The sequence below is a fragment of the Pseudomonas sp. MH10 genome, assembly GCF_034353045.1.
In the GTDB taxonomy this organism is placed as follows: Bacteria; Pseudomonadota; Gammaproteobacteria; order Pseudomonadales; family Pseudomonadaceae; genus Aquipseudomonas.
Window position 1 is genome coordinate 3,730,699 of sequence record NZ_CP133783.1, and the last position, 19,058, is coordinate 3,749,756.

Annotated in this window: 20 protein-coding genes; 7 read left to right on the forward strand and 13 right to left on the reverse strand. The window is 55.7% G+C overall.

Annotation, left to right across the window (positions count from 1 at the left end):
- Positions 1-52: 52 nt before the first annotated feature.
- Positions 53-706 (forward strand): hypothetical protein, encoded by a 654-nt coding sequence (locus RHM59_RS16590; RefSeq protein WP_322166877.1) that lies wholly within the window; start codon positions 53-55, stop codon positions 704-706.
- 71 nt (positions 707-777) lie between these two features.
- Here RHM59_RS16590 and RHM59_RS16595 read toward each other — a convergent pair whose 3' ends face one another.
- Both RHM59_RS16595 and RHM59_RS16600 read right to left on the reverse strand, forming a co-directional pair.
- A complete protein-coding gene (locus tag RHM59_RS16595; RefSeq protein ID WP_322224770.1) occupies positions 778-1,485 on the reverse strand; it encodes a carbonic anhydrase in 708 nt (235 codons plus the stop codon).
- 166 nt (positions 1,486-1,651) lie between these two features.
- A complete protein-coding gene (locus RHM59_RS16600) occupies positions 1,652-2,710 on the reverse strand; it encodes a PA0069 family radical SAM protein (protein WP_322166875.1) in 1,059 nt (352 codons plus the stop codon).
- A gap of 293 nt (positions 2,711-3,003) precedes the next feature.
- Here RHM59_RS16600 and RHM59_RS16605 point away from each other — a divergent pair, with 293 nt between their 5' ends.
- A complete protein-coding gene (locus RHM59_RS16605) occupies positions 3,004-4,650 on the forward strand; it encodes a hypothetical protein (protein WP_322184468.1) in 1,647 nt (548 codons plus the stop codon).
- A 74-nt stretch (positions 4,651-4,724) separates the two neighbouring features.
- On the opposite strand, the gene RHM59_RS16610 is transcribed toward RHM59_RS16605, so the two are convergent.
- From RHM59_RS16610 to prlC, 5 genes are all read right to left on the reverse strand, one after another.
- Positions 4,725-6,032 (reverse strand): cytochrome c, encoded by a 1,308-nt coding sequence (locus RHM59_RS16610; protein WP_322184469.1) that lies wholly within the window; start codon positions 6,030-6,032, stop codon positions 4,725-4,727.
- Positions 6,033-6,044: 12 nt separating this feature from the next.
- Positions 6,045-7,820, reverse strand: a complete 1,776-nt coding sequence (locus tag RHM59_RS16615; RefSeq protein WP_322224772.1) for a GMC family oxidoreductase — start codon at positions 7,818-7,820, stop codon at positions 6,045-6,047.
- 2 nt (positions 7,821-7,822) lie between these two features.
- The gene (locus RHM59_RS16620) at positions 7,823-8,569 is read right to left on the reverse strand and encodes a gluconate 2-dehydrogenase subunit 3 family protein (protein ID WP_322224774.1); all 747 of its coding nucleotides are present in this window, start codon (positions 8,567-8,569) and stop codon (positions 7,823-7,825) included.
- Positions 8,570-9,251: 682 nt separating this feature from the next.
- The gene (locus tag RHM59_RS16625) at positions 9,252-9,539 is read right to left on the reverse strand and encodes a YheV family putative zinc ribbon protein (RefSeq protein WP_322166870.1); all 288 of its coding nucleotides are present in this window, start codon (positions 9,537-9,539) and stop codon (positions 9,252-9,254) included.
- Positions 9,536-11,587 carry an oligopeptidase A gene (prlC, locus tag RHM59_RS16630; protein ID WP_322224776.1) on the reverse strand — a complete coding sequence of 684 codons (2,052 nt, stop codon included), beginning with the start codon at positions 11,585-11,587 and terminating at the stop codon, positions 9,536-9,538. The genes RHM59_RS16625 and prlC overlap by 4 nt, the downstream gene beginning before the upstream one ends.
- A 103-nt stretch (positions 11,588-11,690) precedes the next feature.
- Here prlC and RHM59_RS16635 point away from each other — a divergent pair, with 103 nt between their 5' ends.
- Both RHM59_RS16635 and RHM59_RS16640 read left to right on the forward strand, forming a co-directional pair.
- Positions 11,691-12,239: a gamma carbonic anhydrase family protein gene (locus RHM59_RS16635; protein WP_322166868.1), complete on the forward strand. Its 549-nt coding sequence runs from the start codon at positions 11,691-11,693 to the stop codon at positions 12,237-12,239.
- Positions 12,240-12,269: 30 nt separating this feature from the next.
- Positions 12,270-12,914, forward strand: a complete 645-nt coding sequence (locus RHM59_RS16640; RefSeq protein WP_322166867.1) for an HAD family hydrolase — start codon at positions 12,270-12,272, stop codon at positions 12,912-12,914.
- 69 nt (positions 12,915-12,983) lie between these two features.
- On the opposite strand, the gene RHM59_RS16645 is transcribed toward RHM59_RS16640, so the two are convergent.
- Entirely contained in the window at positions 12,984-14,045 is a 1,062-nt protein-coding gene (locus RHM59_RS16645) for an aminopeptidase (protein ID WP_322184472.1), read from the reverse strand.
- A gap of 95 nt (positions 14,046-14,140) precedes the next feature.
- Between RHM59_RS16645 and RHM59_RS16650 the strand changes: the two genes are divergently transcribed.
- The gene (locus RHM59_RS16650; protein WP_322166865.1) at positions 14,141-14,554 is read left to right on the forward strand and encodes a hypothetical protein; all 414 of its coding nucleotides are present in this window, start codon (positions 14,141-14,143) and stop codon (positions 14,552-14,554) included.
- On the opposite strand, the gene RHM59_RS16655 is transcribed toward RHM59_RS16650, so the two are convergent.
- Positions 14,555-14,788 carry a DUF1161 domain-containing protein gene (locus tag RHM59_RS16655; protein WP_322166864.1) on the reverse strand — a complete coding sequence of 78 codons (234 nt, stop codon included), beginning with the start codon at positions 14,786-14,788 and terminating at the stop codon, positions 14,555-14,557.
- A gap of 111 nt (positions 14,789-14,899) precedes the next feature.
- The gene (locus RHM59_RS16660) at positions 14,900-15,331 is read right to left on the reverse strand and encodes an OsmC family protein (RefSeq protein WP_322166863.1); all 432 of its coding nucleotides are present in this window, start codon (positions 15,329-15,331) and stop codon (positions 14,900-14,902) included.
- Between the two features lie 247 nt (positions 15,332-15,578).
- On the opposite strand from RHM59_RS16660, the gene RHM59_RS16665 reads away from it, so the two are divergent.
- Positions 15,579-16,580: an LLM class flavin-dependent oxidoreductase gene (locus tag RHM59_RS16665; RefSeq protein ID WP_322184473.1), complete on the forward strand. Its 1,002-nt coding sequence runs from the start codon at positions 15,579-15,581 to the stop codon at positions 16,578-16,580.
- A gap of 418 nt (positions 16,581-16,998) precedes the next feature.
- Here RHM59_RS16665 and RHM59_RS16670 read toward each other — a convergent pair whose 3' ends face one another.
- Entirely contained in the window at positions 16,999-17,223 is a 225-nt protein-coding gene (locus RHM59_RS16670) for a DUF1161 domain-containing protein (protein ID WP_322166861.1), read from the reverse strand.
- A 136-nt stretch (positions 17,224-17,359) separates the two neighbouring features.
- Positions 17,360-17,575 carry a dodecin gene (locus RHM59_RS16675; protein WP_322166860.1) on the reverse strand — a complete coding sequence of 72 codons (216 nt, stop codon included), beginning with the start codon at positions 17,573-17,575 and terminating at the stop codon, positions 17,360-17,362.
- Between the two features lie 155 nt (positions 17,576-17,730).
- Here RHM59_RS16675 and RHM59_RS16680 point away from each other — a divergent pair, with 155 nt between their 5' ends.
- Entirely contained in the window at positions 17,731-18,054 is a 324-nt protein-coding gene (locus tag RHM59_RS16680; RefSeq protein ID WP_322166859.1) for a DUF883 family protein, read from the forward strand.
- Between the two features lies 1 nt (position 18,055).
- On the opposite strand, the gene RHM59_RS16685 is transcribed toward RHM59_RS16680, so the two are convergent.
- Positions 18,056-18,955 (reverse strand): LysR family transcriptional regulator, encoded by a 900-nt coding sequence (locus tag RHM59_RS16685; protein WP_322166858.1) that lies wholly within the window; start codon positions 18,953-18,955, stop codon positions 18,056-18,058.
- Between the last annotated feature and the right edge of the window lie 103 nt (positions 18,956-19,058).

Sequence of the window (19,058 nt, forward strand, 5' to 3'; positions counted from 1 at the left end):
CGTATGGCTTCGTTTTGCTTTTTGCCTTATTTCACTACGTTCAGGAGTTTTCATGAACACCGCCGCTTTGCGCGAGCAGATTCAACATGCGCTCAAACACGAGGCTGATACCGGCCAATTGTCGCGTCAGCTTGAAACTCAATTGCCACACCTGCACCCCGCTATTCATGTCCCGGAATTGGACGCGAAAGGCGTTTTGACACGTTTTGTAGCAGCTTATATCGAACTGGTTCCCGACTTGCTCGATGCAGCCAATGAGGTGGCCATCGAAGCGGGTATCGAAGCTCAGATCAAGCCGGTCTTGAGGATCGCCGAACAGTTTTTCCTCCAGCCGCCTGCAGTCCTGGCCGGCCATGAAGGGCTAGACAGTTTGCTAGACGAAGCCTACCTGGCCCATCGCTTGGTTGAAGAAGTGAATGACCTCTATATCACGCATTTTGGTCAGCCTCTGATTCCATCGAACACCACGGTGGCGAGCGTTATCGCCCACCAGTTGATCGGCGAAGCGTTTGCCAACCAACTGGACGAAGCCGTGCACCACGCGGTGGATGAAATGCTCGACGATGACAGCTTCGCGCTGGAATCGGTTGAAGCGTATCGCGAACGCCTTAAAAGCCCCGCCACCGAAGCTGCATGGAAGCGCTGGCCGAGCCTGTCGCGCCAGTTGGGCGTCGGGCTTGATTTGGACACGTCACACACGCGTTAACTGCAAGACTGCCTCGCGCACGACTAGGGCCGATCCAACGCCCGCTGTCGTGCGCAACCCCTTTCCAGACGCTAGAAACGCGACTTGGGCGTTGCCACCGGAATACGGTGTGCGCCATCAAGCGGAAGGAAACTATCCTGCTCGGCGTCATAGGCCAGAATGTCACTGGTTTCGATGCTGTAAACCCAACCGTGAATAAACAACTGACCGCTGGCCATCTTCGACGCTACTGACGGGTGCGTGCGCAAATGCTGCAACTGGGCGATCACGTTTTCCTGAGTCAGAACGTGCATGCTTTCCTGTTCATTGGTACAGTGACAATTGTCTTCCACCACCGTTTTCGCTACTTCGGCATGCCGCAGCCAGGCTTTGACCGTGGGCATTTTTTCGAGGGTTTGCGGGTTGAGAACGGCCCGCATCGCGCCGCAATCGGAGTGTCCGCAAATAATGATGTGCTGCACACCCAGCGCAACCACGGCGTATTCGATGGCCGTGGATACGCCGCCATTCATCTGCCCATAGGGCGGCACTACGTTGCCTACGTTACGGGTCACGAACAAATCGCCGGGTGAACTTTGGGTGATCAGCTCCGGCACAATCCGCGAGTCGGCGCAGGCAATAAACATCGCCCGCGGACGTTGGACGGTGGCCAAGCTCTTGAACAGCTCTTCCTGTTTCGGGAACACTTCGTGGCGAAAATGCATAAATCCATCAACGATATGCTTAAGCGCGACATCGGCGCTTTCCGCAGCCGGGGGCTGTTTGTCATTGTCACTCATGTTAATCGTCTCCAACGGAACGTGGCCGACTGGCCACTTTGACTGAACGGTAACCACATAAGCTTAATTGAAACTCAAACGCCAGGTCTGTCCGTGCGCAGTTAAGGTGGCTCGGGCGACCCACTAAACCGGTAGGGGCCAACTTGTACAGGGAGATCGCGGCACACTATAACAACGACATCTGCCCACCTGGCGGGCAAAACGCATCGCAATCCAGGCTGAAACTTTCCCGATGATTTAGCCCAAGACGCTTCAACGCGACGCTGTAACGCTGGGCCAGTAGATCGGCGAATGGCCCTTCACCTCGCATGCGCACACCAAAACGACTGTCGTATACCTCGCCACCGCGAACCTGCCTGATCAGGCTCATCACATGCGCTGCCCGTTGCGGGTAGTGAGCGTGCAGCCACTCCTCAAACAACGGCGCCACCTCCAGCGGCAAACGCAACATGACGTAGCTGGCACTTAATGCACCCGCAGCTTTGGCCTCGGTCATCAGATTTTCCAACTCACTGTCATTGATCATCGGGATCATCGGCGCGCACAACACACCGACAGGAATACCCGCTTGACGCATAACCCGAATCGCCCTTAGCCGTGCCTTAGGCGCCGCAGCGCGGGGTTCAAGAATGCGCTTTAGCTCGTCATCAAGGGTCGTCAGACTAATAAACACAGACACCAAACGCTGTTTGGCCAGCTCCGCCAGCAGGTCAAGGTCGCGCAAGATCAACGAACCTTTAGTGATGATCGTCACCGGATGCCGATAACGCAGCAGGACCTCAAGCGTCGCCCGGGTGATTTTGTATTCACGCTCAATGGGCTGATACGGGTCCGTGTTGGAACCCAAGGTAATTGGCGCACAACGATAGCTTGCCTTGGACAACTGCTGCTCAAGCACCGCTGCAGCGTTGGTTTTGGCAATCAGTTTGGTTTCAAAATCCAACCCCGGCGACATATCCCAGTAGGCATGGCTAGGTCGTGCATAACAATAAATGCACCCATGCTCACATCCTCGATAGGGATTGATCGAACGGTCGAACGGGATATCCGGTGAAGTGTTGCGGGTGATGATCGTCTTCGCTGTTTCGCTGCGGACCTCAGTGCCTTGGGTCATCGGCACTTCTTGGTACCAACCATCGTCCTCGGCCACGGAACGATTGGGCGCAAAGCGGTTATGGGGGTTGCTGGCGGTGCCGCGACCTCGGAGGGGAAGGGCGTTGGACATGAGGATTTTCTCTGTACTGTTTATACATACAGTACAACCAAATAGGGGCTTTCTCCATCTGTCTGTCAGAAATGGCCTCTGAACCGATAGGCGGCAACCATAGCTTTCAAAGAAAACTGTGCAGTAAGTGTCCGATTAAATCGCATTGTTTGTAATTGATTTTACGTCACACATTGAAACTACCTAATTCCTACAATTATTGTAAATTCAACTATTGTTTTTTTGCGATGTGCAAAAAAACTGCTGTATCGCTGTACTAAAACCACACTATTAATTTTGAAAAGGATTTCAAATTGAATAACATCACCCCATTCAGCGCCCTGCTCGGCGGGTCGCTAATGTCCCTGGCATTAACAGCCCATGCGAATGTTCCGTTTGCGATCAACGACAAATCCTTTGATCAGTATTCTTGGGTAACCACGCATAACTCTTATGAGAAAATCAATCAAAACCTGGCTGAGCTGCCCCGGCAGTTGCGGGACGGCGTACGCGGTTTTATGTTGGACCTTTATGTTAATGACACGAATAAAGCGGCGGAAGTTATTAAAGTTTGCCACAAAACAATCGCCTGTTACGGCGCATGGTCAAATCAGCTTAAAAACGAATTCATCCCGTTCCTCAAGGATAATCCGTCGGAGGTGGTCACCCTCTTTTTGGAGACCTACGTCGAGCGCAAGCACCTGCAGACGGTGTTCGAAACCATTCCAGAGTTGGCACACTATTCCTTCAACCCCGACAATTTTTCCGGCAGCAACTGGCCTACGCTCAGCGAAATGGCGAAAAATAATAACCGGCTTATCCTCCTCACCGACCGGGCTCATGTCAGCGGCGACTACACCGTTAATGGGAAAACCATCACCGTTCTGTATGAAAGTGACTGGGTGGTATCCAACCACTGGTCAACGCTGGGGATGACGACGCTTAGCCATGACTGGTCCTGCCCTGCACGAAACCCTAACCTGCCAATCTCGACCGCGAAGGTCAATCAAGCCACAGGCAAAGGTTCTTGGAATCGCCTGTTCTTGATGAATCAATTTCATGGGGGCACATCGACCATTTTCGACTCGGCGGCCAAGGACAATAACCTGACCTACCTCGCTCGTCGCGTTGAGACCTGTGGAAAAACACCGAATTTTATCGGTATCAACAACTATCAAAACGGTGACACAACGCCGTATGCCAAAGCATTAAGTGAAGGCGGGATCTATTTTTGGGAAGAAAACAATGCGGACCGCAAACAGGATGCCGTGTGTGTCGTTCCTCGCGGCAAAACCACGCTGAGCCTCCCAACTCGGGGCTGCGAAAATGACGAAGCACGCTCGCTGTCGCTGTCGGGCATGGCCAAGGGTACTCGAATCACCGTTTCCGACAGCAAAGATGGCAATCAAAATGATGATTACACCGTCATTAATCTTAAACGTGACATTGGCATTAACGAACGCGTTGTAATTCCAACTTTTGACGCCGATTACAATAACAACACCTATTACGTGGTGAACTATCGCAACAATGGCTTAGACGGTAAGGTGTCCAGGATTGTCGTGGATGAGTCCACTTCCGATTCGCTGCGTCCGATCATGATGATGTATGAAGGCAATAATATTTCGCAGAATCGGGTGTGTACAGTACCTCTGAACGTAAGTGACAGTTTTAACATGAAGACCCATAAACATGGTTGCCGCAATGACGAAGTTCGGTCGCTGAAGCTGTTTAAAGCAACCAAGGGCTCATCACTGGTATTTGCCGGGAACCCTAATGGAAGTCATAACCAGGGCGTTACTGAAATTAGTATTCTGAAGGACATTGATTTCCCCGTTCGCATCAATTCGTTCGATACCTCGTTCACCAATGAATACGTTCGCGTGGTCCACAGGGGCAATAAAATCGACGGGAAAATTTCCCACACGCAGGTCCACTATAAAAACCCGCTGCTCAAATAACACGCTGCCTGCAGGCCGTTAGCTTTTAACATTAAGATGCGGCCCGCTGCTCGGGCCGCATTTTTACGTCAACGTCAGTTGTGTTGCGTCACCTGCCCCAAGTCATCGCTTGACGTCGTTTTCAGGTCATCCTGACGCAGCTTTTCGACATCCCCCGCTTTTACCAACCCAGCCTGATTCCCCCAACTGCTGCGAATAAAATTCACCACGTCCGCCACTTGTTGGTTGGACAATCGCCAGGCAAAAGCGGGCATCGTGAAGGTTGATGGTGCTGTGTGGGTGGCGGCCAAAGTGCCGCCTTTGAGGACGAGGTTAATCAACGACGCCGCGTCTTCTGATTGCAGTACCGGGTTGCCTGCCAATGCCGGAAACACTCGGGTGTAGCCTTGACCATCGGTACGGTGGCACGCCGAGCAATTGTCGACGTACACCGCAGCGCCGACTTTACTGTCGTCACCTTTCCATAGCGCCTTGGCGACGGCTTCGTCAGACGTCTGCGGCTTATCGTCGGCATCATTCGCGGGCAAGGATTTCAAGTAGCGGGCAATCGCCGTCAAATCCTCATCGCTCATGTACTGCATGCTGTGCACCACCACGTCGGTCATGCCGCCGAATACAGCGCTGTGGTCACTACGACCGGTCTTGAGAAACTGCACCAACTGGCCTTCCGACCAACTGCCCAAGCCGTCTTTGTGATCGCCGCGCAGGCTTTTGGCGATCCAGCCTTCCAGCGGTGCGCTGCCAGACAAATACGCTGAACCTTCGCTCGCGCTGAGGGCTTTCTCCTGCATGCTGATGGCGCGCGGGGTGTGACAGGCGCCGCAGTGCCCGAGGCCTTCGACCAAGTAAGCGCCGCGACTGACCACGGCATCCTGTGCGACGGAAGCCTGATAGTCCTCGACCTTCGGCGCGAACATCCAGCGCCAACCGGTCAACGGCCAGCGCATGCTCAACGGCCACGGGATATCCACGTCTTTGTTGTCTTGCACCACCGGTTTGACACCTTTCATGAAGTACGCGTAAAGCGCATGCATGTCGTCTTCTTTCACCCGCGCGTAGGACGGATAGGGCATTGCGGGGTACAGCGAGGTGCCCGCTTTCGACACCCCTTGGCGTACTGCTTTGTCGAAATCCGCAAAGCTGTACTCACCGATGCCGGTTTTATCCGGGGTGATGTTGGTCGTGTAAATAGTGCCAATGGGCGTCTCCATGGGCAGGCCACCAGCGAACGGCTTGCCACCCTTGGCCGTGTGGCAGGCCACGCAGTCGCCGGCACGCGCCAGGTATTCACCTTGTTTGATCAGCGCTGCATCCGAGTCGTCAGCCGCAAAAACAGGTGCGCCGAAACAGAGCGCCAAGGTCGCGATAAGCAGATTTTTCATGATCATCGCTCCTTAAGCCTGAACCAGCGGGCCAGGGTTCTTCAGATACTGTTCGCGTATCGCCTTGGCCGCCCAATAGGTCAGCGCAGCCACCAGACCTGTGGGGTTGTATCCCAAGCCCTGTGGGAAAGCGGACGCGCCAGGCACAAACACGTTATGCACGTCCCAGCACTGCAAATAGCGATTGATCACGCTGGTTTTCGGGTCGGTGCCCATGATTGCGCCACCGTTGAGGTGGGTCGTCTGGTACGCCGCCGTATTAAAGTGCTCACCGACTTTTTTACCCAGCTGGGCAATCGCTTTAGGGTTCATGGCTTCGGCTACTTTGGTCAGTTTCGAGACCATGAACTGGTTCATCTTGATGTCGTTTTCTTGCCAGTCGAAGGTCATCCGCAACAACGGCTGGCCGTAGGAATCGCGATAGGTTGGATCAAGATCGAGGTAGTTTCCTCGGTACGATTGATGCGCGCCGTGGGCGTCCATCGACACTTGGTGCGAGTAAAAATCGGCAGTCGTACGCTTCCAGGCGCTGCCCCAGGTTGGAGTGCCCGGTGGGTTGGACGTACCGGCAATCGGCCGACTGCCAGCCTGGTTGACCCACATGGGTGAACCCCCGACAAAGCCGTGCGGCCCATGGTCAAAGTTATCGGCGTTAAAGTCGTCTATCGCTACGCCCGCGCCACCGGCACCAATGAAGTTATTGGTGTAGACGTCCTTGTCGAAGAACGCCTTGATAGTCGCCATGTTCTGGTAAGCAAAGTTTTTCCCGACCACACCTTCTCCGGTTATCGGGTCATACGGCTTGCCGATTCCGGATAACAGCAGCATCCGTACGTTGTTGAACTGGAAAGAGCCCAAGATGACCAGGTCCGCGGGTTGCTCCAGCTCTCGGCCTTGGGCGTCGACATAGGTCACGCCAGTGGCTTTGGTCTTGCTGCTGTCGAGGTTGATCCGCAGCACATGGGAGTTAGCGCGAAGTTCGAAAGCCGGCACCTGTTTTAGCGCCGGCAAGATGTTCACATTGGGCGACGCTTTGGAATACATGTAGCAGACGTAGCCGCTGCAAAATCCGCAAAAATTGCACGGCCCCATCTGCGCGCCATACGGGTTGGTGTAAGGCCCAGACGTATTGGCAGACGGCAAATCGTACGGTTTGTAGCCAACCGCGCCGGCAGCGGTGTGAAACAGCTGCGCGGAGTAGGTTCTTTTCTGTGGCACCAGTGGGAAATGATCGGAGCGATCTGGCGCATAAGGGTTGCCCGGTCCGACATGCTGACCTTTGACCGTGAACGCCTGGCCCGAAGTGCCGAACACCTTTTCAGCGAAATCGAAATAAGGTTCCAGCTCTTCATAGCTGACCCCGAAATCCTGAATGGTCATGTCCTTGGGAATAAAGCTTTTGCCGTAACGCTCTTCGTAATGGCTGCGCATGCGCAACTCAATCGGGTCGACCCGGAAATGCACGCCGGACCAATGCAAGCCTGCGCCACCCACGCCGTTACCCGGAAGAAACGCGCCAAGCTGACGGTTGGGCAGGGCCACGTCATTGACGCTGTGCCGGATGGTCACGGTTTCTTTGGAGATGTCCTGAAACAGCTTTTTGCGCACGCTGTAGGTCAGCTCATCGATCACCTGTGGGTAATTGCCATCTGGGTAGGTGTCCTGCATCGGACCGCGCTCGAGCGCTACGACGTTTAGGCCCGCCTCGGTCAGTTCCTTGGCCATGATGGCGCCGGTCCAGCCGAAACCGATAATGACTGCATCGACCTTCTTCATTATGGTTGCCATGCTCAAGCTCTCTCGCCGCGAATCGAAACTGCCGGGAACGGATAAGGCTCGTTGCGCTCAACCCAGTCCATGAAGTCAGCGCGGGCGCCGGGAAATCCGACCATGGTCCAACCGACCAAGCCCTTATTGCCGCCATGGATGGGGTCGCAGAAAAAGCCTTCTTTAGTGTTTTGCACCAACAGGTTGAAAAACATAATCGGCGGTACGCTATCGAACGCGGCTTTGCCCGCTTCAAGCTGTTTGAGCGTTTCATCCTGAGCCGCCGTGCTCAGCTCAGCGAACGGCTTGCCTTGCTGCTGTTGGCACCAAGCGTCGCAGGCTGCGATGCCCAACCGGTAGATTTCCTTGGGCACCAACTTGCTCTGCCAACCCATTTCGGGCGGAGCGTCAGCCACAAACGGCCCCTGCATGAACCACAACGCACCGCTGGCATAGGGCGTGCTCATCTGGCGGTCGATATATTCCGGAGCGCCGGCTTCGAGGGCACCGGGACCTTGCTCGTCGGCAGGAATCAAACGGGCGACTGCCGCTTTGATGAAGGCCCACTCTTGGGCGGTGAAATACGTGGGTTCGTACACCACATTGCTCGGCGCAGTCGCCGGTGGCGGCGTGGCCGTAGACCCTGCGACGGGCTGCGCCATCACCACGCCGCTGCCTAAGCCAAACCCGGCACTGGCGACGGTCACGACCGGGATCAACGTCAGGGTTTTGCGCAGAAACTCACGCCGGGGGTTGTCTTGTTCAGACATGGGGAGACCTCATCTTGCGAGCACGGTTAAGGGGCCGCTCGGCGACGGCTTGATCTTCTTCTTTTGGGGGCTGTTCCGGTCGCGCAGACGAGGCATTACCGCCTCAGTTACTGATCACGCCAGCAAACATTAGTTACAAAGGTTAGCAGGCTATGATTAAGAAAAAACGATTCATCATCAAATAAGCAGATCTTTTCGACGAATGAAACCGGTATCAGGTCCTATTTCATCGTTTATAGGGTCGAAAAACCGATGCAACTGCACCGCTTAACCTGTAGGAGCTGCCGAAGGCTGCGAAGCCGGTACGGCTCTGGGTTTCATTGGCACGGTTGATAGCAAGCAGCCGTAGAGACGGTGGGAGTAGGCTTGCCTGCGAAGAGGCCCATCGTCACGCCGCTGATGTCGACCTGAACCTGGGTCGCCTGCAATGACGCTTTCGTTGGCAAGCCAACTTCCACAGGGACTTCGGTAGACAGGGATTAGTAGGCACTGAAAATCTGATCGCAGCCTTCGGCTCCAATTACAGAAATCGGTGAATCGTTTCCAAACTCTGATATCGCATCAACCCTTCGCCAATACGTTGGCTCCTACAGGGCGATCAGACGGCAGGTGAATTCCCCCACAGATTCAGAAACATCTGTGGGGGGATTCATTCGCGGGAGGCGTGACGCGGAGGTTTTGACTAGCTCGGATCAACCGGCTTTTTCAGCTTTGGATTAGGGAAAAACTGCACGCCCTGCACCTTTGGATCAGCCACTTTAATCGGCGCCGTATTGACCCGGGTGCCCAGCTCCTTGGGCACCGACAAGCCTTGCTCGTTGAGTGTGTCGCAGTAGCCGCAGCTCACGCATTCGCGGTGAGGAACGTCGTTCTCGCTCCACATCATCAACTTGTCCGGCTCGCTGCACGCCGGGCAAACTGCCCCGGCGATGAAGCGTCTTTTGGTAATGGTAACGGGTGTATCAGTCATGCTGCCGCTTCCTCACTCAAGCCTGAATGGCGCAACAGTGCGTCGATCGACGGTTCACGTCCGCGGAAGTCGACAAACAGCACCATCGGCGCCTGTGAACCGCCACGCGCCAGGATGGCGTTACGGAACGCGCGGCCGGTTTCGGCGTTGAACACACCGTCTTCTTCGAACTTGGAAAAGGCATCGGCCGACAGCACTTCCGCCCATTTGTAGCTGTAATAACCCGCCGCATAACCGCCGGCGAAGATGTGCGCGAAGCTATTAGGGAAGCGGTTGTAAGCAGGCGGACGCATCACTGACACTTCGTCGCGAATGTTTTCCAATACCTGCGCCACGGTGCGGCCATCGCCGTGAGTTGCATGCAGTTCGAAGTCGAACAGCGAGAATTCCAGCTGACGAACCATCATCAGCCCGGACTGGAAGTTTTTCGCGGCGAGCATTTTTTCCAGCAAATCCTGGGGCAGCGCTTCGCCGTTCTGGTAATGCGCGGAAATCAGCGCCAAGCCTTCAGGCTCCCAGCACCAGTTCTCCATAAACTGGCTAGGCAACTCCACCGCATCCCACGCCACACCGTTAATACCGGACACGCCGGCGTGTTCAACGCGGGTCAGCAAATGGTGCAGGCCATGGCCAAATTCGTGGAACAGGGTGGTCACTTCATCGTGGGTCAACAACGCAGGCTTACCGCCGACGGCTGGGGTGAAGTTGCACACCAGATTCGCCACCGGGCTTTGCAGCCGGCCTTCGGCGGTGCGACGACGATCACGGGCGCCGTCCATCCAGGCGCCACCACGCTTGTTGGCACGTGCGTAGAGGTCGAAGAAGAACCGCCCGACGTGCTGGCCATTCTCTTTGATTTCGAACAGGCGAACATCTGGGTGCCAGGTGTCGAACCCTTTCTGTTCGGTGATTTCGATCCCGTACAGACGCTGCACAATCGCAAACAGGCCGCTCAGCACGTTGTCGATGGGGAAGTAGGCGCGCAGGGTTTCCTGGGAAACGCTGTAGCGCTGCTCACGGAGTTTTTCCCCGTAGAACCCGCTGTCCCAGCTTTGCAGGTCGTCGCAACCTTGCTCCGCCGCATAAGCCTTGAGCTGCTGCAGGTCCTGAATGGCAAACGGCTTGCTGCGTTTGGCCAGATCACGCAAGAAGCTCAGCACCTGATCGCTGGACTCGGCCATCTTGGTCGCCAGGCTCAGCTCGGAGAAACTGGCGAAACCCAACAGCTGAGCCAATTCACGACGCAGGTCGAGGATCTGTTCCATGACCGGACCGTTGTCGTTCTGACCGGCATTCGGGCCTTGGTCCGACGCACGGGTGCAGTACGCCGCGTAAAGCTCTTCGCGCAGGGCCCGGTCTTCGGCGTAGGTCATCACCGCGAAGTAGCTCGGGAATTCCAGAGTAATCAGGTAGCCGTCGAGGTCTTTGGCGTTGGCTGCTGCGGCCATTTGCGCTTTGGCCGAGTCGGTCAAGCCGGCGAGGGCTGCTTCGTCGGTGACGTGTTTGGTCCAGGCCTGAGTCGCGTCGAGCAATTGGTTCGAAAAATGGCTGCCCAACTCGGACAACTTGGCCTGCACCTCGGCATACCGCAGCTGCTGTTCTGGCGGCAAATCGATACCCGACAAACGGAAATCGCGCAGCGAATGCTCAAGGATGGTCTTCTGCGCGACATCAAAGCCCGCCGCTTCAGGACCATTGGCCAACGACTCAAAGGCCTGAAACAATTCGCGGTTCTGGCCCATCTCGGTGGAATAGGCGCTCAATGCGGGCAGGCAAGACTCGTAAGCCTCGCGCAATTGGGCGCTGTTGCACACGGCATTGAGGTGGCTGACCGGGCTCCAGGCGGCGCCCAGACGGTCGTTGAGTTCGTCCATCGCCAGAATCAGCCCGGCCCAGGTCGGCTGTTTAGCTTGGGTGACGAGGAGCTCGGCAATCGCACTACGGTTGTCGGCAAGAATCTGATCAATCGCCGGTTTGACGTGCTCGGCACGAATCGCGGAGAACGGTGGCAGGTCATACGGTTGCAAAAGAGGGTTGTTCGCGCTCACGGTTAAGCACCTTGGCTTGAGGAAACATCGGCCCATCTTAATTACAATCGACGCCGACCGCAGCACTCAGACCCATCTATCACTCCTAAAGAAGGAAGCTATCGTGACTATTCGACCGTTTCAGGGCCACGCGCCGGCGCTTGCCGAACGTGCATTTGTCGACCGATCCGCCGTCGTGATAGGTGATGTCGAGATTGGCGCTGACAGCTCGGTCTGGCCGCTGACGGTGATTCGCGGTGACATGCACCGCATCCGCATCGGGGCGCGCACCAGTGTTCAAGACGGCTGCGTGCTGCACATTACCCACGCAGGTCCCTTCAACCCGGACGGCTTTCCATTGCTGATTGGCGACGAAGTGACCATCGCCCACAAGGTCATGCTGCACGGCTGCACAGTCGGTAATCGCATTTTGATTGGTATGGGCAGCATCGTGATGGACGGCGCGGTGGTTGAGGACGACGTGATCATCGGCGCAGGCAGCCTGGTGCCGCCGGGCAAGCGATTGGCCAGTGGTTTTTTGTACGTTGGCAGTCCGGTCAAACAGGTTCGCGCACTGACCGAAAAAGAACGTGCGTTCTTTAGTTACAGCGCTGGCAACTACGTGAAGCTCAAGGATCAACACTTGGCCGAAGGCTATGACCAGCCGAGTTAACATTCCGTACAGGCTACTTTTAGGATTTCCATGCACTACCAAACTATTTTGTTCGACCTCGACGGCACCTTGACCGACCCACGCTTGGGTATTACCCGCTCGATCCAGTTTGCTTTGGGCCGTCTGGGCATAGACGAACCTGACCTGAGCAAGCTTGAGCACTTCATCGGACCGCCGTTGTTGCAAGCGTTCATGCAGTTTTACGGGTTCGATGAGGCAAAGGCCTGGGAGGCGGTGGGGTTTTATCGCGAGCGGTTCAGGGTCACCGGGCTGTATGAGAATCGGGTGTTTGATGGCGTGGTGGAGCTGCTGGAAACCCTCGCCAGTCAAGATCGGCAGCTGTACATAGCGACCTCAAAACCGTCGGAGTTTGCCAGGGAAATCGCCCGGCATTTTGACTTCGCCAAACACTTCAAGGTGATTTACGGCAGCGAGTTCGACGGTACGCGTACTGACAAGGTTGAACTGATCGGTTATTTGATGAGCGAAGAACGGCTCGATCCCAAACAGACGTTGATGATTGGTGACCGTAAACACGATTTGATCGGCGGTAAACGTAATGGTTTGGATGTCGCGGCGGTGGGGTATGGGTTTGGCAGTCATGAAGAATTGACTGCGGAGCTACCGACGTACCACTTTGCGACGTTAGCGGAGTTGCACCGGGCATTTCTGTAGGAGCCTACTGGTTGGCAAGACTGAAATTGCCTCGCCAACAAAGTTGGCTACAGAGGATTGCGAAAGCGTTCATGAGCGACCCATCAATTTCCGCAACGCCGCTTTACGCTGTTCTATCGGTAACCCCCCTAGCCTTTCGACCTCGCGGTAAAACGCTGGCCAATCACCGTTGACCTGCTTGTACAGCGCGGCAAAGGCGGGTACCCACTGGTCATACAATCCAAAGGGCAGCAGTTTGGCGTTGTTCATGGGCGCGTTGATCCAAGGGTCATAGCGGTGATCGCCGGCCCATTGACTGTCGCGCATCTGCCGATAGTCACTGCGCAGCCGTTCGAACTCCGCCGCTTTACGCTCGCGCATCACCTCGGCCAGCAACGGCTGGGCGTAGAGCTTTTTCAAGCGTTCCCGTGCGCCTAGAACCAGTTGGGTAAATTGCTCACGTTGCTCCGAGTCCGACTGTTTTTCCGGAGGCAGACCACGCGCCACGCGCCATTGGCGGCCACCTTCCTGCTCGACGAAGTTAGCGTAAGACTCGTTAAATTCAGAATCGTCCTTCACGTAAAACAGCTGATGCGCCAGCTCATGAAAGATCAGAGCTGCCAGTCGCTCATCACCCCAATGCAACATCGAACTGATGATCGGGTCGTCGAACCAGCCCAGCGTCGAGTAGGTTTCAACGCCGCTCATATAGACGTCTTTCCCTGCCAGCCGCTGCACCGCCGCCTCGCCCCGAGCGTCGTCAGGATTGTAATAGCCTCGATACGCCACGCAGCCCGCAATGGGGAAACACTGGCTCACCGCCTCCAGGGAAAACTCATCGGTGGCGAACACGTTCCACACCACGTAAGGCCGCCCGATATCCACATACAGCCGATAACTGCGGTTATCCGGTAGATGCAGCTGACGGCTGGCAAACACCCGCGCCTGTTGCGATTTGATCAAATGTTCGCGTAGCGTCGGGTCGCTGTGAGGATCGGCAATAATCGTCGCCACCGGTTCCCGCTCATGGAGCAAACGCAGCTGCCCGCTGGCCAGTTGACCGTAGTAATCAAGACTCACGCAGCCGCCGAGGAGCAACACAGCGAGCAGCGCAATGCCACGGCAAAGAAACAGCGGGACGTGTCGAATCATGCCTGGGCCTTAATGTCTTAATTGAACCAGCGTTATGCCGGACAGCGCACCCCGGACGCAACTATCATCGACACCTGTTCGATACGGAGCCTCTCATGCGTCAGCCATTATTGATTACTCTGTTGTTAGCCCTCTCTGGCTGCGCAATTCCGCCCGTGCCACCGGTCGATGCGCAACAGGCGTGGGTCGAGATGTTCACCTACACCGGCAATCTGGTGATGGCTGACAAGCTCGACGGCAAGCGTTGGGGGGATGGTCGTTACTTTCAGGTGCAGCCTGGCAGTCATGAATTGCAGGTGCGATTTGATTATGAAGCCAGCGGCGTTGGGTTCAGCGGTTTTGACGACGTAGCGGACCGCACCTGTTACATCGTCTTGCACTACGACCACTTTGCGCCAGGGCAACGTTATCGCTTCGAGGCACGTAATGCAGGCATCACCGTCAGTGGCCGTCTGTATGACGCGCAACACCAAACCGTGGCCCAAGATCGCGAAGTGACTTGTCTTTGATTACTTGTCGTTGCGCTGATAAATAATTTTTCGGCTACCGTTTTCGCAGGTGCCGACAACCATGTTTTGGTCGTGGACTTCCTCATTGGAGACAATTTCCAGCGTGTAGGAAGTTATGTTTTTGGCTTGAATCTGAGCTTCAATTTCATCCTTGAGTTCGTCGCACGGCTTGGGTGCCGCCATGGCAGTTGCGGCAGATGACGTGCAGATAATAGCTAAAACGATGCGTTTCATAGTCGACTCCTTCGATTTAACGCCCAGAGTACTGCGTTATCGCCCCATGGAAAGCGTGAAGTCGAATCAAGACCCCGCGCAGACGGCTGCGCGAGGTCGGGCATCCATCGGTTAGCTAACCAACGTTGCATCCAGCGTAATAGTCGCATTCAACACTTTGGAGACCGGGCAGCCTTCTTTGGCTTTCTTGGTCAGCTCGTCGAACTGCGCTTGAGTGGCGTTGGGGATTTTCGCCTTCAGGGTCAGGTGTATCGCGGTGATATCAAAGCCGCCTGCGGATTGCTCCAGGGTCACCGCAGCTTCGGTGTCGATGCTGTCGGCTTTCAGGCCAGCGCCTTCCAGAATCATCGACAGCGCCATAGAGAAGCAGCCGGCATGCGCCGCGCCAATCAGTTCTTCGGGGTTGGTGCCCTTGCCGCCTTCAAATCGGGCTTTGAAGCCGTAAGGTGCTTTGTTCAGTACGTTTGTTTCGGTGGAGATGCTGCCAATACCGCTTTTCAGATCGCCTTCCCAGTGGGCCGATGCTTTTTTAACGATGCTCATGGTTTCTCCTCATGAATGTCATGAACGCGTGCGAGACGGTTCGCACAGTGACTAGAGTTCTGAGGAGTGTAGGCTTTACAAAGTTCAACTGAAGGACAAGTCCTACTGTTTTAGTAGGATATCTATACGCCAGCTATTGAAACAAAAAAATACGCCCATATTTTCATACAGGTTATGGTGGGCTCTGATCGCCCTTGGACGTCATGGGCCAAACCTGCACGGCACACTCCAGAGGCTATTAGGGCTTATGAAACGTTTAGCAGATGTCAAAATCTCTACCCTCGACTTGGTGCCAGTGCGCCAGGACGCTGGCCCAGCGCAGTCGCTGCGCAATTCACTGGATTTGGCACAGCATGTCGAGAAGCTCGGCTATAACCGTTTTTGGGTAGCTGAGCACCACAACATGGACGGCATCGCCAGCTCCGCGACCTCAGTACTCATCGGCTATTTGGCCGGCGGCACTTCGACCATCCGCGTCGGCGCTGGGGGCGTCATGTTGCCCAATCACGCACCGCTGGTGATCGCAGAACAATTCGGCACCCTTGCCAGCTTGTATCCCGGTCGTATCGATTTAGGACTGGGCCGCGCGCCAGGTTCGGATCAAATGACCGCTCGCGCCTTGCGCCGCGAACGCTCTGGCAGCGCAGACGACTTCCCGGAAGACGTGACTGAATTGCTGCGTTATCTCGGTCCGCGTACACCGGATCAACGGGTCATCGCGGTGCCGGGTACTGGCACCAACGTGCCAGTCTGGTTGTTGGGTTCGAGCTTGTTCAGCGCACAACTGGCCGGCGAGCGCGGTTTGCCTTACGCCTTTGCATCGCATTTCGCACCGCGCTATATGCACGAAGCGATTCGGGTCTACCGCGCCCATTTCAAGCCGTCGATCTACTTGGACGAACCCTACGTGATGCTGGGCGTACCGTTGGTGGCCGCTGATACTGACGAGCACGCTGACTACTTGGCGACCTCGCTGTATCAGCGGATTCTTTCGCTGATGCGCGGCCAAAGCCTGGTTCAAAAAGCACCGGTGAAAAGTATGGAAGGCCTGTGGTTGCCCCACGAACGTGAAGCCGTGGCGGATTTTCTCGGGTTGGCGATGGTCGGCAGCGCATTGAAAATCCGCGCCAAGCTTGAAGTGTTGGTCGAACAGACCCAGGCCGATGAACTGATCTTTACCTGCGACATGTACGAACACGCCGATCGATTGCGTTCGTACGAGATTTTGGCGCAGACGGTACTTGGCTAACCGCTGCAAACCCCGTGGGACCGAATTCATTCGCGAATGCCGTAACGCGGTGTATCGGAAAAAAACCGCGCCGCCTGCTTCCCGAATGAATTCGGTCCCACAGATGTCCTTGGTTGTACATTTGGAGGAGCTGCCGAAGTCTCTGTGGGCTTGCCAACGAAAGCGTCAATGCAGGCAACCCAGGTTTCAAGTCGATATCAGCGGCGTGACTAAGCGCCTCTTCGCAGGCAAGCCTACTCCCACAGTATCGGCTTCGCAGCTTCTACAGTTACCCGGTGTTTGCTGCGACAACGCGTTGACGGACCACCTCAGGGCATGAATAAATTCGGTCCAACAGCCTGCACAGCCCCATGAAAGTCCGAAAATGTGTATAAAAAAACCGACGCCCTGGGCGTCGGTTTTTGTTAAGCCTTAAACATCAGCCGCGCTTGTACACAATTTCCTTGCTGCCCGCGTCACAGGTGCCCACGACTTTCGCATCCGTCGAGCTGCCTTTCGCAACGATATCCAGGCTGTAGGCAGAGGCGCCTTTAGCTTTGATTTTCGCGTCGATTTCCGACTTCAAATCATCGCAAGACTTACCAGCGGCCATCGCGGTGCCCGCAATGCTCAACAACGCTATCGCCAATACAAACTTCTTCATCGGTCACACTCCCTCGTTAGGTTAACCAGGTTGGAACGCAACCCAATTCATTAACCACGCCAACGATTTCGCGACAGCGGGTTCACTGTTTGTAGCGGAAATTATGGCAATCGGCCAGTGCAAAAGTTCAGTGCGATCAGCTATTGGCGATCCGGAAGCCCACATTGAGGGTGACTTGGTAGTGCGCGACCTTGCCACTTTCGATGTGGCCGCGAGTCTCCAAGACTTCGAACCACTCCAGGTGCTTGATGCTCTTGGCAGCTTCAGCGATTGCGTTGTCGATCGCGTCTTCGATGGTGGTGGACGACGAGCCAACCAGCTCTACTTTTTTGTACGTGTGGTGATCACTCATGGCAGTTCTCCCAAAGATGTCGTTAAGAGCGTAGCAGCGAATTCGCTCCTCACTCTGTGGGCAAAAACTTTTGAAAAGTTCAGGCGCCATCGCACTTTCCTGCAACCTCGGAGTCGGAAACAACACACGCCACTCATCACTGCAGGAGAGCCACCATGGCTAACACTTCTCTACGTAAAGCCTCGTTGCAAAGCATGGAAGCCGAGATCGAAAGCCTTCTCAAATCCCTTGAGAACCTTAAATCCGACGCCTCGGACGAGTCGCGCAAAACCCTGAAAAACCTCAAAGCCAACGCTGAAAGTGCGCTGAGTCACTCACGCAGCTTGCTCAGCGATGTGTACGCCGAGGTCAAAGACAAAACCCGCGAAACCAGCCTTGCGACTCGGGATTACGCGCAAGAACACCCATGGACAACTGCTGGCGTGGCGGTGGGTGCAATCGGCCTGCTGGCCGCCTACCTGTTGTTCAGACGCGACTGATTCAGCCTCTGACTCCTCGCTCAAGCTCGGCTTTTAGCCACTGCGCCAATTGCTGAGCGCGCCCATCGGCGGCGCGTTTCGGAACCCACAACGCCAGTCGCGCCGGTGTTTCACTGAAACCCCAGGGTGCGGCCAGGCGTCCGGCACGCAAGTCATCCGCCACCAGTGGTTCCGGCGCAATCGCGATACCTAACCCCGCGACGGCCGCCTCCAGCAAATAATACAAATGCTCGAAACCCTGACCGTAGTGCAGCGCGTCCGGCTCGATGCCGTTTTGCTGCGCCCACATCGGCCAGGCTTGTAGCCGTGAAGTGGTTTGCAGTAGCGCTTGGTGTGTCAATGCGTGCGCCGGCGCATGACGCAGCTGTTCGAAATGGGCGAAACGGGGACTCATCACCGGGCCAATCCGCTCACTGGCCAGCTCGTACACCTGCATGTCCGACGGCCATGGCGGCTCGGCAAAAATCAGTAACGCATCCAGGCCGGGACGACGAGGATCAAGATCACCTTCACCCGCCGACAGATGTAGACGTAAATCTGGTAGCTCTGCGTTCAGCCGCCCAAGACGCGGGATAAACCAGCGCGCCAGCAGACTTCCTGAACAGCCCAGAACAAACGGTGCGTCGGCGCTGCTCTGGGTTAATTCAGCACAGACCGTGCGCAAGCGCTCGAAGGCGTCAGCGCTGGCATCGCGTAGTCGAATACCTGCATCTGTGAGTTTAAGGCCGCGTCCGTCTTTTACAAACAGCGCAAGGCCCAAGTGTTCTTCCAGCACTTTAAGCTGCCGACTGACGGCGCCGTGGGTTACGTGCAACTGCTCGGCGGCCTGACTGACGCTGTTCAAGCGGGCAGCCGCTTCAAAGGCACGTAAGGCATTGAGAGGAGGGAGGTCGTGGCTCATGGTATCTGTGAGTTTTCCTGACAGGTTGCGTCGATCTTATCGGTTTTCATCGGGGATGGCGCTGGTTAAAGTAGCGGCATTGCCTCAACGGCTAATCCTTTTC